This window comes from Pseudooceanicola aestuariicola, assembly GCF_045763785.1.
In the GTDB taxonomy this organism is placed as follows: domain Bacteria; phylum Pseudomonadota; class Alphaproteobacteria; order Rhodobacterales; family Rhodobacteraceae; genus Pseudooceanicola.
Genome location: NZ_JBJGSF010000003.1, coordinates 400,454 through 416,142 on the forward strand (window position 1 = coordinate 400,454; position 15,689 = coordinate 416,142).

The window sequence follows — 15,689 nt, forward strand, 5'->3', positions numbered from 1 at the left end:
GGGGCGCGCCGCGCACGCCCCTTTCCGCTTTTGCATCTGTGCGAATTACTTTGCCAGACCAATGCTTTGCAGCGCGACCTTGATCTCGTCCAGAATGGCGGGATCGTCGATGGTCGCAGGCAGTTTGAATTCTTGGCTGTCCGCGATCTTGACCATCGTGGCCCGCAGGATTTTGCCCGACCGAGTCTTGGGCAGGCGATCCACAACGACCGCCAGTTTAAACGCAGCGACCGGGCCGATCTGGTCGCGGACCATTTTGACCACTTCCTTGATGATCTCATCATGGGGACGGTTAACGCCGGTGGTCAGGCAAAGGAAGCCAACGGGCATCTGGCCTTTCAGCTCATCACTCACCCCGATCACGGCGCATTCGGCGACGTCGGGGTGGGCGGCCAGAACCTCTTCCATGCCGCCGGTCGACAGGCGGTGGCCCGCGACGTTGATGACGTCATCGGTGCGCGCCATGATATAAAGGTACCCGTCCTCATCGATCATGCCTGCGTCGCCGGTTTCATAATAGCCGGGGAAGGTGTTCAGGTAGGATTTCTTGAACCGCTCTTCCGCGTTCCACAGTCCGGGCAGGGTACCGGGGGGCAGGGGCAGTTTGATCGCGATGGCCCCCAGTTCGCCGGGTTTCATCTGATGCCCAGCCTCGTCAAGGATCTGCACGTCGTAGCCGGGCATCGCCACGGACGGAGAGCCCACCTTGATCGGCAGCGGTTCGATCCCCATCGGGTTGGCCGCGATGGCAAAGCCGGTTTCGGTCTGCCACCAATGGTCGATGATCGGCAGGCCCGTCATATCATGCGCCCAGTTGATCGTATCCGGATCGGCGCGTTCACCGGCCAGATAGATCGTTTTCAGGCAGGAAATATCGTATTTCTTCAGGTATTCGCCCTTGGGGTCATCGCGTTTCACGGCGCGGAATGCGGTGGGGGCGGTGAAGAAGGATTTGACGTTGTGTTCGCTGATCACGCGCCAGAAGGTGCCGGGATCGGGGGTGCCGACGGGCTTGCCTTCGAAGACGATGGTGGTGTTGCCGTGGATCAGCGGGCCGTAGCAGATATAGCTGTGGCCGACGACCCAGCCCACATCGGACGCGGCCCAGAACACATCGCCCGGATCGACGTTATAGACGTTCTTCATCGTCCAATTCAGCGCAACAAGGTGGCCGCCGGTGGCGCGGATCACGCCCTTGGGCTGGCCGGTCGTGCCAGAGGTATAAAGAATATAGGCCGGGTGGCTGCCTTCGACGGGGACGCATTCCGCAGGCTCGACCCCATATTGGAAGCCGTGCCAATTGTAGTCGCGTCCCTCGATCAGCTGGGCCACTTCCTGTTCGCGCTGGTAGATCACGCAGAAATCGGGCTTGTGCGTGGCCATGTCGATGGCGCCGTCCAGCAGCGGCTTGTAATGCACCACGCGGCCAGGTTCGATCCCGCAGGACGCGGCGATGATCGCCTTGGGTTTCGCGTCGTCGATGCGCACGGCCAGTTCGTTGCTGGCAAAGCCACCGAAGACCACCGAATGCACCGCACCGATGCGGGCACAGGCCAGCATCGCTTCGAGCGTTTCGGGGATCATCGGCATGTAGATGATGACCCGGTCGCCTTTTTCGATCCCTTTGGCCCGCAGCGCGCCCGCCAGCGTGGCGACGCGGTTGCGCAGTTCCAGATAGGAAATCTCTCGCTTCGTGTGGGTGACGGGGCTGTCGTAGATGATGGCCGTCTGTTCGCCGCGGCCTGCTTCGACGTGGCGGTCCACGGCGTTGTAGCAGGTGTTGACCATGCCGTCTGTGAACCATTCGTACAGGGGCGCGTTGCTGTCATCCAGCGCTTTGGTCGGCTTGCGATCCCAGTCGATGGCCTCTGCGGCCTCCATCCAGAAGCTTTCCGGATCCTTCTGCCAGGCAGCGTAGACGTCTTTGTAACCCATGGGTCCCTCCTCCGACATGTTGCCCCGTGGTAAGACAGCCGCATTCCTTGGCGCAAGTTTTTCGAAGTCAAGCGCGGCGCTTTGGCGCGGAAAATTTGCAGTTTAGCGCGAACAGGGCTTGCAAAGTTTTGCAAACCCCTGCGAATGCGCCGCATGGTCAGGAAAATCCGGGCAACTTTGCAAAGTTTGCGACTGTCGCCTGCTAACCGAATCCTTCAGCCGTAATGCGCCACGGGGGTGCCCGCGACGGCGGCCATGTTCAGCAATCCGCGCGAGGTGATCGACGGCGTCACGATATGTGCGCGGTTGCCCATGCCCATCAGGATCGGCCCGACCTCAAGCCCGCCCCCCTTCATCTTAAGGATGTTCCGCACGCCCGAGGCCGCATCCGCATGGGCAAAGATCAGCACGTTCGCTGCGCCCTGCATCCGGTTGCCGGGGAAGACACGTTCGCGCAGGTCGGGGTCGAGCGCGCTGTCGACGTTCATTTCGCCCTCATAGCAGAAATCGCGCGGCTCCTGATCAAGGATACGGATCGCATCGCGTAGACGACGGGCGGTTTCTGTGTCCTGGTTCCCGAACTGAGAGCGACCGCACAGCGCCACGTTCGGTGTCAGGCCAAAGCGTTTCACATGCCGGGCTGCGCCGATCGCGGCTTCGGCCAGTTGCTCGGCGGTGGGGTCGGAATGCACATGGGTGTCGGCCAGAAACAGGGGTCCGTCTTCGAGGATCATCAGCGACAGCGCACCATGCGGGCGCAGGGTGTCATTGCCCAGCACCTGCGTGATGTAGTTCAGATGCCAGCGGTATTCACCGAAGGTGCCGCAGATCATGCTGTCGGCTTCGTCCCGGTGGACCATGATGGCACCGATGGCGGTCGTGTTGGTGCGCATGATCGCCTTGGCCAGATCAGGCGTCACGCCGCGCCGGGCCATGATGTCGTGATAGGTGCCCCAGTAATCGCGATAACGGGGATCGTTTTCCGGGTTCACGATGGTGAAATCGGTGCCGGGGCGGATTTTCAGACCGGCGCGTTCGCAGCGCGCTTCGATCACCTCGGGGCGGCCGATCAGGATGGGCTGTTCGGTGGTTTCTTCCAACACGGCCTGCGCCGCCCGCAGCACGCGTTCATCTTCGCCCTCAGTAAACACCAATCGGCGGGACGCCGTACGCGCGGCCTCGAACACAGGGCGCATCAGCAGCGCGGATTTGAAAACGGACGACCGCAGCTTTTCGCGGTAGGCGTCCAGATCGGGCAGGGGGCGCGCGGCCACACCCGACTCCATCGCGGCTTTGGCCACGGCGGTCGACACCGTCGCAGACAGACGCGGGTCGAAAGGCTTGGGGATCAGGTAGTCGGCGCCAAAGGTCAGCTGTTCACCTTGATAGGCGGCGGCAGCTTCGGCGCTGGTGGTGGCGCGGGCCAATGCGGCGATGCCTTCGATACAGGCGATCTGCATTTCATCATTGATCGTCGTGGCGCCTACGTCCAACGCGCCGCGGAAGATAAAAGGGAAACACAATACGTTATTGACCTGATTGGGGAAATCCGACCGGCCTGTGGCAATGATGGCGTCGGGAACGGCTGCGCGCGCGTCGTCCGGCATGATCTCGGGCGTGGGGTTTGCCAGCGCAAAGATGATCGGGCGCGTGGCCATCCGTTTGACTTGTTCGGCGCTCAACACGCCGGGACCGGACAGGCCAAGGAACAGGTCCGCCCCGTCGATCACCTGATCCAACGTGCGCAGATCGGATGGCTGCGCATAGGCAGCCTTTTGCGGGTTCATATCCTCGGTCCGGCCTTCGTAGACCAGCCCATGGATGTCGCACAGCCAGACGTTTTCGCGTTTGACGCCCAGTTTCAGCAGCATGTTCAGACAGGCGATGCCCGCCGCGCCGCCGCCGGTGGACACGACCTTGATGTCCTCAAACGACTTGCCCGCAACGTGCAGCGCATTGGTCGCCGCCGCGCCAACGACGATCGCGGTGCCATGCTGGTCGTCGTGAAAGACGGGGATGTTCATCCGTTCGCGGCAAATCTTTTCGACCACGAAACAATCGGGGGCCTTGATGTCCTCAAGGTTGATCGCACCAAATGTCGGCTCTAGCGCGCAAACGATGTCGGCCAGCTTCTCGGGGTTGCTTTCGTTGACTTCGATATCAAAGCAATCGATCCCGGCGAATTTCTTGAACAGAACCGCCTTGCCTTCCATCACCGGCTTGGACGCTAGGGCGCCAATGTTGCCCAGCCCCAGAACCGCCGTCCCGTTGGACACCACCGCCACCAGATTGCCCCGGGCCGTATACCGCGAGGCGTTTGTCTCATCTTCTTTGATTTCCAAGCAAGCCTCGGCCACGCCGGGGGAATAGGCAAGGCTTAGATCGCGCCCGTTGGCCAAGGGTTTGGTGGCCCGGATCTCCAATTTTCCGGGGCGCGGCATCTCGTGATAGACCAATGCGGATTGGCGCAGGATATCGCGGGCGGTTTTGGGCAGATCATCGGGCATTATTGGCCTCCTTGGAGAGATAGTTCAGCGTTAAACTAGTTTCAGGCGCGGTGAAAGGGCCTTTGCCAGTCAAACCGGTCACGGCGACAGTATCATGAAACTTCGCCTCATCCTCTTGCCGAAAATATCCCCGCCGGATGCATCCCGGCCCCGCCGCCAAGACGACGTCGCGGGAATGCCCCTTGCAATGCCGTTCGCGGGGACCAAAACTGCGACTCCGATCAAAAGACCCGGTAGGAAGATTATGGACCTGATGCAAGCGGCGCGCGAGGTGCGGGAAAACGCCTATGCGCCTTATTCGAATTTCAAGGTAGGGGCGGCAATCCGTGCGGCCTCGGGCCGGGTCTATACGGGCGTGAACGTGGAAAACGTGGCCTATCCCGAAGGCACCTGTGCCGAGGCGGGGGCCATCGCCGCGATGATCGCCGCCGGGGACACGGTGATAGAAGAGGTCGCCGTCATCGCCGACAGCCCCAGCCCCGTGCCCTGCTGCGGCGGATGCCGTCAAAAGCTGAACGAGTTCGGTGCGCCCGAGGTCAAGGTGACCATGGGCACCCTGTCGGGTGAGACGATGACCCTGACGCTGGCCGAGATTCTGCCGGGCCGGTTCGATGCCGGACATATGGAAAACAGCTGATATGGACGCCCGCAGGATCATCGCCCGTCTGCGCGACGGGGAAACGCCGGATCACGACCAATTGCAGTGGTTCGCCAAGGGGTTGGCTGATGGCGGCGTCACGGACGCGCAGGCCGGGGCCTTTGCCATGGCGGCACTGCTGAACGGGCTGACGGACGAAGGCCGGGTCGGCCTGACGCTGGCGATGCGCGACAGCGGTAAGGTGTTGAAATGGGACCTCGACGGTCCCGTCTTGGACAAGCATTCCACCGGTGGCGTCGGCGATTGCGTCAGCCTTGTGCTGGCCCCGGCGCTGGCGGCTTGCGGAGCCTATGTGCCCATGATCTCGGGGCGGGGGCTGGGCCATACCGGCGGTACGCTGGACAAGATGGAGGCGATCCCCGGTCTGCACACCGATCTGGAGGAAGCGCAGTTCCGCGATGTGGTGGCACGCGCGGGCTGTGCGATCGTATCGGCGACCAAGGATATCGCCCCTGCGGATCGGCGTTTGTACGCGGTGCGCGACGTAACCTCGACCGTGGAAAGCCTTGACCTGATCACGGCGTCGATCCTGTCCAAAAAACTGGCCGCCGGGCTGGATGGATTGGTGCTGGACGTCAAGATCGGCTCTGGCGCGTTCATGAAGAACATGGACGAGGCAAAGTCGCTGGCCGAGGCGCTGGTGACCACCGCGAACGAGGCCGGTTGCAAGACCGCTGCCGTGATTTCCGATATGAACCAACCGCTTGCCCCGTCTTTGGGCAATGCGTTGGAGGTCGCGGCCTCTTGCGCTGTGCTGACGGGGCGCAAGCAGGGCGCACTGTTGGATCTGTCGGCAACTCTGGGCGGCGTGGTTCTGGCGAACGCAGGGCTGGCAGGGGATGTGGCGACCGGGCACGCGATGATCCTGTCGGCGATTTCCAGCGGAACGGCGGCCGAGTATTTCGGACGCATGATCGCGGCCATGGGCGGGCCGATCAAGTTCATGGACGACCCAAAGCGGTTCCTGCCCGAGTCCACCGTGATCCGCGAAGTCGCCGCCGCGTCTGACGGTTATGTCAGCGCCATGGACGGTCAGGCGCTTGGCATGGTGGTCGTGGACCTTGGCGGCGGGCGCAAGGTCGAAACGGACAAGATCGACTATGCCGTGGGCCTTTCCGATATGACGACATTGGGGGCCAAGGTCCGCAAGGGTCAGCCTTTGGCGCGGGTTCACGCATCCCGCATGGACCATGCCGAGGCCGCGGTGCGCGCGGTGCAAAAGGCGATCACCATCGCCCCCGATGCGCCGGTTGTGCCTGACCTGATCCGCGAAGGGATCGGCTGATGGCGCGCGTGTTTCTGGCCGTGATGGACAGCGTTGGCATTGGTGGTGCACCGGATGCGGATCGGTTCTTCAACGGCGATATTCCCGACACCGGGGCCAATACGCTGGCGCATATTGCGCAGGCCTGTGCAGATGGCCGGGCCGAGGAGGGGCGGTCAGGCCCCCTGCGCCTGCCGCATCTAGATGCAATGGGGTTGGGGGCTGCGGTCCGGCTGGCCTCGGGCGATGAGGTGCCGGGGTTGGATGCGGTGCCCACGGGCACATGGGGTGCTGCGACCGAGGTGTCGCCGGGCAAGGATACGCCCTCGGGCCACTGGGAATTGGCGGGCGTGCCGGTGCCTTGGGATTGGCACTACTTCCCCGACACCAAGCCGGCTTTTCCGCCGGACGTAACAGCCAAAGTCTGCGAACTTGCGGGCGTCGATGATATCTTGGGCAATTGTCACGCGTCTGGCACGGCCATCATCGCCGAACACGGGGCAGAGCATCTGAGGACAGGTAAGCCCATCTGCTATACTTCGGCGGACAGCGTGTTCCAGATTGCTGCGCATGAAGAAACCTTTGGTCCGCAAAGGCTTATGGACCTGTGCAAGGGGCTGGCCCCGATGCTGCACCAGATGAAGGTCGGGCGCGTGATCGCGCGGCCCTTTCTTGGGGACAGCCCCGAGACGTTCGCCCGCACAACCAACCGCAAAGATTTCGCCATCGCGCCGCCTGCGCCCACCCTGTGCGACCGGGTCCAAGCCAGCGGGCGGCGGGTACACGCGATCGGCAAGATCGGCGATATCTTTTCGATGTCCGGCATCGATGACGTGGTGAAGGGCGCAGACGAAGAGCTGATGCGCCACCTGTCGGATGCTGTGGATCAGGCTGAAGACAACAGCCTGACATTTGCGAATTTTGTCGAATTTGACAGCCTCTATGGGCACCGTCGCGATATCTCGGGCTATGCGCGCGCGCTGGAATGGTTTGATGCGGAACTGGGGATGATCCTGCCAAAGCTCCGAGACGGTGATATGCTGATCCTGACGGCGGATCACGGCAATGACCCATCATGGATTGGTACCGACCACACGCGCGAACGGGTGCCGGTGCTGATTGCGGGGCAAAGCGCGAAAGAATTGGGGCTGATCCCTTTTACCGGCGTCGCGCATCTGGCCGCCGCGCATCTGGGTGTGGATTGGGACTGACGCCAACTGCCGGTGCATGAGAGGATGGGATTGGGGGCGCTGCCCCCGTCGCTTCGCGACTCCCCCGGAGGTATTTGGGGAAAGATGAAGGGATGCCGGCCCGTGCGCGGGGCCGCATCAAGAAGTAGGAGAGGCGCGGATGAGCCTGAAAGAGCTGCCAAAACTGGAGTTGCACCTGCATTTGGAAGGCGCGGCCCCGCCGTCGTTTATCCGGGGGCTGGCACAGGAAAAATCGGTCGACCTGTCGGGGATCTTTCGGGAAGACGGCAGCTATGCCTTTCGGGATTTCGTCCATTTTCTAAGCGTCTACGAGGCCGCGACATCCGTGCTGAAGACGCCTGATGATTACGCGCGGCTGACGCGCGCGGTGTTGGAAGAAAGCGCGGCGCATGGCGTGGTTTATTGCGAAACCTTCGTGTCCCCGGATTTCTGTGGTGGTGGCGACGTCGGTGCCTGGCGCGAATATCTGCATGCGATGCAAGAAGCGGCGGCAGAGGCCGAAGCCCGCGATGGCATCACCCTGCGCGGCATCGTCACCTGTATCCGGCATTTCGGCCCCGACAAGGCCAAGGACGCGGCGCGCTGTGCGGCAGAGACTGCGGGCGATTGGATCGTCGGTTTCGGCATGGGCGGAGATGAGAGCAAGGGCCGTCAGGGCGATTTCTCCTACAGCTTTGACATGGCGCGCGAGGCCGGTCTGCATCTGACGACACACGCGGGTGAATGGGGCGGCGCAAAATCCGTCCGCGAGGCGCTGGATGATCTGAAGGTGGAACGCATCGGCCATGGTGTGCAGGCCATCAACGACCATGCCCTGTGTGATCGTCTGGCCGAAGACGGCATCGTGCTGGAGGTCTGCCCGGGATCGAACGTCGTGCTGGGTGTTTACCCGAAGTGGGACAAGCACCCCATTCAGGCCCTTCGCGAACGCGGTGTGAAGGTCACCGTGTCGACCGACGATCCGCCGTTTTTTCACACCACGATGACACGCGAATACGAACAATTGGCGCGCACATTCGGTTGGGGCCCGTCGGATTTCCACGAAATTTCACAGGTGGCTCTGGACGCGGCCTTCTGTGACGCCGATACACGCGCCAAGATCGCCGAAAAGCTGAAGGACCATCCGCAATGACTGATCACCTGACTGTCGTCGACCACCCCTTGGTGCAACACAAGCTGACGTTGATGCGGGATCAGTCGACCTCGACCGCCGTGTTCCGCCAGCTTTTGCGCGAGATCTCTCAGCTTCTGGCGTATGAGATCACGCGCAACCTGCCGATGACCACGCAGCGCATCGACACCCCGCTGGAGCCGATGGATGCCCCGGTGCTTGAAGGTAAGAAACTGGCGCTGATTTCCATTCTGCGCGCGGGCAATGGGTTGCTGGACGGGGTGCTGGAATTGATCCCATCGGCCCGTGTGGGGTTCGTTGGCCTTTATCGGGACGAGGTCACGCTGCAGCCGGTGCAATATTACTTCAAGGTGCCGGAAGCGCTTGATAATCGTCTGGTCATCGCCGTCGATCCGATGCTGGCGACGGGCAATTCCTCGGCCGCGGCGATCGATCTGTTGAAGAACGCAGGCGCCACCAACATCCGTTTCCTGTGCCTGTTGGCCGCGCCCGAGGGTGTGGCGCGCATGAAAGAGGCACATCCCGACGTGCCGATCGTGACCGCCGCGCTAGATAGTCATTTGAATGACAAGGGTTATATCGTGCCGGGACTAGGGGATGCGGGTGATCGGATGTTCGGCACAAAATAGGCCGAATCCCTTTACTCACCCCTTGGATTGGTTCAGTGTAATACGCAAAGCCGGGGGGCCATTATGAACGCTATTACTCGTATACTTTCCGTTGTGTTGCTGGGACTTGCCGGGCCGGGTGCGGCTTTGGCGCAGGCAGGACCGGCAGAGTATCCGCCAGCGACGTTCAAAGGCTCTCAGTACGTGGACAGCAAGGGCTGCGTTTTCGTCCGGGCTGGCGTGGATGGCGCAACCCAGTGGGTGCCGCGTATGGCGCGCAACCGGACCGCCGTTTGCGGGTTCAAGCCGACGCAGGTCGCGGGCGCCACCTCCGGACCCGCACCGGTTGATCGGTCGGGCGTGACGGTGATCACCGCAGCCGTGCCCGAGGCTGGTGGATCAACCGCCGCGACAGTTCGGACACCCACCGTGCGCACGGCCACCACGACCCGCGTTGCGCCGCGCCCCACGCCGAGTGTTCGTGCCGCAGCCCCCACAGCCGCGCCGGTGGTGATCCGCCCGGCACAGCCCGTGGTTACCGGACCGTCCGTCCGCACCGTTCGCGCCGCGCCGCCCGTTTATTCCGCGCCCGCCGCCCCGGTGGTTGAGGCGCGTCCCCGGATCGTCGCCCCCTCGGTCGCGCCGCAGGTAGCCGCCCCGACGGCGCGTGCCTGTGGCAACCTGTCGGCGACGGGTCAGCAGTACATGGGCTTTGGCGGTGCCGCTGGCGTACGCTGCGGGCCACAGGCCGATTATGCACCCTATGCCCCCGGGGCGGCCCAGCCTGCGCCGCGTTTTGCCGGTGCGCCGGGCTATGCGACGCCCGATTATCGTGGCACAACAGCCGTGCCGAATTACGACGCCCGTGTGCCGCAGGCCCCGGTGGCCGCTGGTCCGCGTGTCTTCGAAGTGCCGCGCACGAATGTGCAGCGCGTGGTTCGCGCCCGCACCACCACTCAGGCCCAGATCGCGCCAACCGCGCGTGTCTTGCCGCGCCCAGCCTACGAAGAACGCGTTCTCAGCCAAGGTGTTCAGGTGCCCCAGGGCTATCGTCCGATCTGGGAAGACGACCGTCTGAACCCGCGTCGTGGCGAACAGACGCTGCAAGGTATGGCCCAGTCGAACCAAGTCTGGACACAAACGACGCCGCGTCGGCTGGTTCCGGTGCAGATTGCGCCTCAGGCCGCTGCACCGCAGGGCTACCGCGTGCCGAACTACGATACGCCCCGGACCACTGTGTCGTCGCGCAATGTCGCGCCGCAGCGGGTGGCCAGCGCCGGGTCCTATATTCAGGTCGGGTCGTACCGGACGCCTGCGAATGCACAGTCCGTGGCGCAGCGCCTTTCGGCCAATGGCTTGCCGGTTCGCATGCGCAACTCTGGCACGGCGCAGATGGTGATGATCGGGCCCTTCGGCAATGATCGCGATCTGGGCAATGCGTTGAACATCGCGCGCCGCGCGGGCTTCCACGACGCGTTCCCGCGCCGCTAAAGCGCCCTAAGGCTTCTTTGGTCCTATAAATATTCCCGGGGGAGTCCGCAGGACGGGGGCAGCGCCCCCGCCTTACCCGGCCGCTCGCGACGGGACGCTTGCCTGACGCTCTAACGCGATCAGCCGTTCCTTGCGCCACAGCCCGCCGCCATAACCCGTTAGCGATCCATCGGCGCCGATGACCCTGTGGCAGGGGATCATTATCGCGATCTGGTTGGCACCATTGGCGCGTGCCACGGCGCGGGTTGCACTGGGGCGGCCGATCTGGCGGGCGATGTCGGAATAGCTGCGGGTTTCGCCCGACGGTATCCGGCGCAAAGCGTCCCAGACGGATTTCGTGAACTCGGTCCCATGCAGGGCCAGCGGTGTTTCAAAGCGGGTCAGTTGCCCCGACAGATACTGGGCCATCTCTTCTGCCGCCTGATCGATGGGTGCAGGACGGCCCAGCCCGATGCGACCTTTGGAGAACTGGCGCAGACGGGCCAGTTCGCGCGGCAGGGCGGGGCGGTCAGCGAATTCCAATAGATGCAGGCTGCGATCGTCTGCAACGGCGATCATCGGGCCTAGATCGGTGGCGATCCAGTCGATCTTCAGCAGCGCGTCGCAGGCCTTGGCCATCGCCTCGGGCGGCATGCCCAAAAGGCGTGACATGGCCTGACGGAAGCCTGATCCGCTGTCGAAACCCGCCTCCAGTTGCGCGTCGATGACGCGTGATCCGTTGGCCAGTTCTCCCATCCCGGCTTGCATGCGGCGCAGGCGGGCGAGGTCCAGAAAGGTCATGCCAAGTGCACGGCGAAAGGCGCGGCGGACGGTCGAGGGATCTAGGCCCATCGCGATCACGTCGCCTTCGGTCCAGCGTCGGGCGGGGTTCTCCTCTAGCGCGCGGGTCAGGCGGGTGACCAGCGGATCGGCGCCCTCAGGCTCTAGCGGGCGGCAGCGTTTGCAGGGGCGAAAGCCTGCGTCGACGCAATCGTGGACCGATCCGAACCAGCGGCAATTTTCGGGTTTCGGCTGGCGGGCTGGGCACCCCGGGCGGCAGAAGATACCGGTCGAGGTGACACCCACCCAGATGCGCCCCCGCGCGCCGGGGGATTGCGCGAAAAAGCTGGTATAGCAGGTGTCGGGGTCAGGCAGGTCAAACATCATGCGACCAGACTAGCCGATTCCACCGGGCGCATGCGCCGGAAATCGGGCGGCAATGTCCGGGGATCACGCGCCGCAGATGTTTTGCAGCCGGATCCAATCGGCATCTCGCAGCAGGGGCGGCGGTGCATTTGCGGCGAAGGGATCGGCCTCGATCAGGTCCAGAACCGTTTCGCCTGTCAAATCAATGGCATAGGCGTAGGGGGTTGATCTGACTTGGGCCGCTTCGAACCGTGGGATCAGCTGTTCGCTCGGGGGGCGGGGCTGATCGCCGGTCAGCAGGTGTTCGGCATATTTGCGGATCGTCCCCTGCGGAAGGTCACCCGTCGTCAACAGCCGGAAGGACGAGGCAAGGCCCGCCCGGTTCAACAGCGCCGCCAGCGGATCGCCCGAGGCCGCACGGTAGAGTTCCGCCACGATATAGCCTGCAGCCACATCGGGTTCTTCGAAATCCTCGACCACCGCACGGTTCAGTAGCATCGTCCGGCCCGGCAGCAGCAGCGCGCCGGTGACGCCTTGGCGGACGACCTCGACCTTCAGGCTGGGTTCATCCGGGGCGACGCGCGCGGCCAGCTTGTTCAGCGCAGCCTGACCTTCGGGCTGGTCGCAGGCGGGGCCAGAGACGCGGGCGATCTCGGCTTGTAACGCCTCTCCGATCTCGACCCGTTTGGCTTTGGGTACGACCGAAATCGCGTGACGGCGCATGGCATCGGGCAGCCAGAAGACACCGCCCGCAATTACGGCGCCCAGTACGGCAATCAGGATGACCAGACGCAGCCGTCCGGGGTGGGGGCGACGACGGGCGATATGGGTGCGCATCCGGTCCAGCGCGGTGGCCATTTCGGATTGCGAAATCGTCAGTTCCAGCGTCTCACCCGGGTCACCGTCCGGGTGGAAGATGGCGGGGAATTCGCCGGGGTTGGCCCGGGCCAGCGCGGCAATCGACCAATGCGCAACCGTCTGGCCACGTTTGTCGGTCAGGATCAGCGTCGCCTCTCCGATCGTGGCGACCACGTCCTGACGCTGGTCTTCTGGGGTCGGGCGCCATAGGCCCGTCGCGGTAAGTTTCTGATATTGTGAAAAAACCACGGTTTACCCTGCTGCCCTGCCTGTGGCGCAAAAACTATCACGGCCCAAGGCCCGGGGCAATTGTCGCAAAAGGCGAAAAGGACGCGCGCCGGGGTGGGCGCGCGTGCGGGTCACAGGGTTTTTGCCGCTTTTCGCAGTTCGAACTTCTGGATTTTCCCGGTCGAGGTCTTGGGCAGTTCCTGAAACACGACCTTCTTGGGTGTCTTGAAGCCCGCCAGCCGTTCGCGGGCATAGGCGATCAGCGCAGCCTCGTCCCCCTGACGGCCGTCTTTCAATTCCACAAAGGCGCAGGGGACCTCTCCCCATTTCTCGTCCGGTTTGGCAACCACGGCACATAGCATGACGTCTTCGTGGCCCATCAGCACACCTTCGACTTCGACCGAGGAGATGTTTTCCCCGCCCGAAATGATGATGTCCTTGGCCCGGTCCGCGATCTGCATGTAGTTGTCGGGATGCTGCAGGGCGATGTCGCCGGTGTGGAAATAGCCGCCCGCGAAGGCCTCTTTCGTGGCTTCGGGGTTCTTGTAATAGCCTTTCATCACGCCGTTGCCGCGCATCATGATCTCTCCGGTCGCTTGCGCGTCGCGGGGGATCATCTCCATGTCGGATGTCATGACGGTGATGTGGTCGTAGGCGGGCATGGCCACACCCTGACGTGCCTTGATCGCGGCGCGGTCGTCGCCTTTCAGGTCACCCCAGAGGTCGTCATCCCAAGTGCACTCCGTGGCGGGCCCGTAGGTTTCCGTCAGGCCATAGACCTGCGTGACGTTGAAGCCCATCGGTTCGATCTTGGCTAATGTCGCGGGGGCGGGCGGGGCGCCTGCGGTGAAGACCTCGACCGTCTGGGGGAAGTCGCGTTTTTGACTGTCGGGCGCGTTGACCAGCATGTTCAGTACGATCGGGGCGCCGCCGAAATGGGTGACGCCTTCATCGGCAAAAGCGTTGAACAGGGCAGGCGCGGTGATGTCGCGGCAGCAGACCACGGTGCCGCCCAGCAGCGGGATCATCCATGTGTGGCACCAGCCGTTGCAGTGGAATAGCGGCACGATGGTCAGGTAGCGCGGATAAAGCTGCATCCGCCACGACAGAATTTGCCCCATGGCATTCTGATGCGCGCCGCGGTGGTGATAGACGACGCCCTTAGGCCGACCCGTGGTGCCAGAGGTGTAGTTGAGCGCGATCGACTCCCACTCATCCTCGGGCATGATCCAGTCGAAAGAGGGATCGCCCTTGGTCAGCAGTTCTTCGTAGGTGACGTGATCGGATTGTGCGTGCACGCCTGCCTGATCGTCGGGGCATTCGATGATGATCGGGGCGGGGCCTTCCATCTGGTCGATCGCCTCGGCCAGCACAGGGATGAACTGGCTGTCGCACAGGACGACCTTGGCCTCTCCGTGGTCGAGGATATAGGCGATGGTCCCGGCCTCGACCCGCGTGTTGATCGCGTTCAAAATCGCGCCGCAGGCGGGGACGCCAAAGTGCGCCTCGGCATGGGGGGGCAGGTTCGGCAGGATCGTCGCGACGACGTCGCCGGGTTTCACGCCCATGCCGTGCAGGGCCGAGGCAAGGCGCGTCACCCGCTCGTAATATTCGGCATAGGTTTTGCGGAACTGGCCATAGACCAAGGCTTCGCGGTTCGGCCAGATCTCAACCGCGCGGCGCAGGTTGGTCAGCGGCGTCAGCGGCACGTAGTTCGCGGCGCATTTTTCCAAACCCGTTTCATCTGCCATCCAGCCCATGTCCATCCTCCCCATGGCTAATTCCGCCTGTTGGAATAGCGCAGAAATCGGGGTGATGGAACTGGCGAAGCGTCGCGGTTACGCCAGCAGTTGGGCGGTGCCTTTGACAAGCAGGATGATCGACAGCGCAAAGAGCAGGATTTCGATAACGCGGACGTAGGCGGATTGCGGCAGCCATTGGGTCAGGCGGCGACCGATGATGGTGCCCAGGATGCCGGTGGCGATCAGCCATGGGGTGAGGCTCCAGTCAATGTCATCGAATTGTCCGGCCAAGGCGTAGCCGGGCAGTTTGGACAGGTTGATGATGGCGAAACAGATCGCGATGGTGCCCGCGAATTGCAGTTTGGGCAGCTGTTGCGGCAGCAGGTAGGCCTGCGTCGGCGGTCCGGCGGAATGGGTGATGTAGGTGGCGATCCCCGCCAGAACGCCCCATCCTGCGCCGGGCCAGACGGCGGCGTCGGTTTTGACCGCAGGGGTGCGCCGCAGCCACGCGCGCAGGCAATACCACAGGCCGATTGCGCCGGTGATCAGCAGCAAGATCGCTTCGGGCGCGAACTGGACCATCGCGGTGGCGATCGCGACACCCGCCAGCATTGACGGGATCAGGATGACAAGGTTCGGTTTTGAGTAGGTCTTGCGATACAGCCCCACGGCGACCCAGTCGGTCGTGATATAGACGGGCAGCAGGATCGCGGCCGCAGTGACCGGGTTCATCACCAGCGCGACGAATGGGACGGCCAGTGACCCCACGGTCGCCAGCCCGCCTTTAGCCGTGCCGACCATCAGGGCAGCGAAGAAAAGAAGGTAGATGGGGTCCATGGTTGTCCTGCGTGGGGCTGTGGGAGTGGTAGGGCAGGATGAGGGGTCACGGCAAGGTATACCGCGGAGGTCTAGGCCTGCCCGCTGGGCGTT

At 63.3% G+C, this 15,689-nt stretch carries 12 protein-coding genes; 6 read left to right on the forward strand and 6 right to left on the reverse strand.

The window, feature by feature from the left end:
* Positions 1–45: 45 nt before the first annotated feature.
* Complete coding sequence (prpE, locus tag ACI3GR_RS14385; protein WP_407495413.1) at positions 46–1,935, reverse strand: propionate-CoA ligase PrpE; 1,890 nt, start codon at positions 1,933–1,935, stop codon at positions 46–48.
* Positions 1,936–2,150: 215 nt separating this feature from the next.
* The gene (locus ACI3GR_RS14390) at positions 2,151–4,442 is read right to left on the reverse strand and encodes an NADP-dependent malic enzyme (RefSeq protein WP_407495414.1); all 2,292 of its coding nucleotides are present in this window, start codon (positions 4,440–4,442) and stop codon (positions 2,151–2,153) included.
* Positions 4,443–4,686: 244 nt separating this feature from the next.
* On the opposite strand from ACI3GR_RS14390, the gene ACI3GR_RS14395 reads away from it, so the two are divergent.
* From ACI3GR_RS14395 to ACI3GR_RS14420, 6 genes are all read left to right on the forward strand, one after another.
* The gene (locus tag ACI3GR_RS14395; RefSeq protein ID WP_407495415.1) at positions 4,687–5,079 is read left to right on the forward strand and encodes a cytidine deaminase; all 393 of its coding nucleotides are present in this window, start codon (positions 4,687–4,689) and stop codon (positions 5,077–5,079) included.
* Position 5,080: 1 nt separating this feature from the next.
* Positions 5,081–6,385 carry a thymidine phosphorylase gene (locus tag ACI3GR_RS14400; RefSeq protein ID WP_407495416.1) on the forward strand — a complete coding sequence of 435 codons (1,305 nt, stop codon included), beginning with the start codon at positions 5,081–5,083 and terminating at the stop codon, positions 6,383–6,385.
* Positions 6,385–7,575: a phosphopentomutase gene (locus ACI3GR_RS14405; protein WP_407495417.1), complete on the forward strand. Its 1,191-nt coding sequence runs from the start codon at positions 6,385–6,387 to the stop codon at positions 7,573–7,575. Before ACI3GR_RS14400 ends, ACI3GR_RS14405 begins: the two co-directional genes overlap by 1 nt.
* A 139-nt stretch (positions 7,576–7,714) precedes the next feature.
* Positions 7,715–8,707: an adenosine deaminase gene (locus tag ACI3GR_RS14410; RefSeq protein ID WP_407495418.1), complete on the forward strand. Its 993-nt coding sequence runs from the start codon at positions 7,715–7,717 to the stop codon at positions 8,705–8,707.
* Positions 8,704–9,336, forward strand: a complete 633-nt coding sequence (gene upp / locus ACI3GR_RS14415) for a uracil phosphoribosyltransferase (RefSeq protein ID WP_407495419.1) — start codon at positions 8,704–8,706, stop codon at positions 9,334–9,336. The genes ACI3GR_RS14410 and upp overlap by 4 nt, the downstream gene beginning before the upstream one ends.
* Before the next feature lie 63 nt (positions 9,337–9,399).
* Positions 9,400–10,806, forward strand: coding sequence for an SPOR domain-containing protein (locus ACI3GR_RS14420; protein ID WP_407495420.1), 1,407 nt, complete (start codon positions 9,400–9,402; stop codon positions 10,804–10,806).
* A gap of 72 nt (positions 10,807–10,878) precedes the next feature.
* Here ACI3GR_RS14420 and ACI3GR_RS14425 read toward each other — a convergent pair whose 3' ends face one another.
* The 4 genes from ACI3GR_RS14425 to ACI3GR_RS14440 all read right to left on the reverse strand — a co-directional run bounded on the left by ACI3GR_RS14425 (position 10,879) and on the right by ACI3GR_RS14440 (position 15,596).
* Positions 10,879–11,952 carry a bifunctional transcriptional activator/DNA repair enzyme AdaA gene (locus ACI3GR_RS14425; protein WP_407495421.1) on the reverse strand — a complete coding sequence of 358 codons (1,074 nt, stop codon included), beginning with the start codon at positions 11,950–11,952 and terminating at the stop codon, positions 10,879–10,881.
* Positions 11,953–12,015: 63 nt separating this feature from the next.
* Positions 12,016–13,038, reverse strand: coding sequence for a hypothetical protein (locus ACI3GR_RS14430; RefSeq protein ID WP_407495422.1), 1,023 nt, complete (start codon positions 13,036–13,038; stop codon positions 12,016–12,018).
* Between the two features lie 110 nt (positions 13,039–13,148).
* On the reverse strand, positions 13,149–14,777 hold the full coding sequence (locus ACI3GR_RS14435) for an AMP-binding protein (protein ID WP_407495423.1): 1,629 nt from the start codon (positions 14,775–14,777) through the stop codon (positions 13,149–13,151).
* 78 nt (positions 14,778–14,855) lie between these two features.
* Positions 14,856–15,596: a sulfite exporter TauE/SafE family protein gene (locus ACI3GR_RS14440; RefSeq protein ID WP_407495424.1), complete on the reverse strand. Its 741-nt coding sequence runs from the start codon at positions 15,594–15,596 to the stop codon at positions 14,856–14,858.
* Positions 15,597–15,689: the final 93 nt, after the last annotated feature.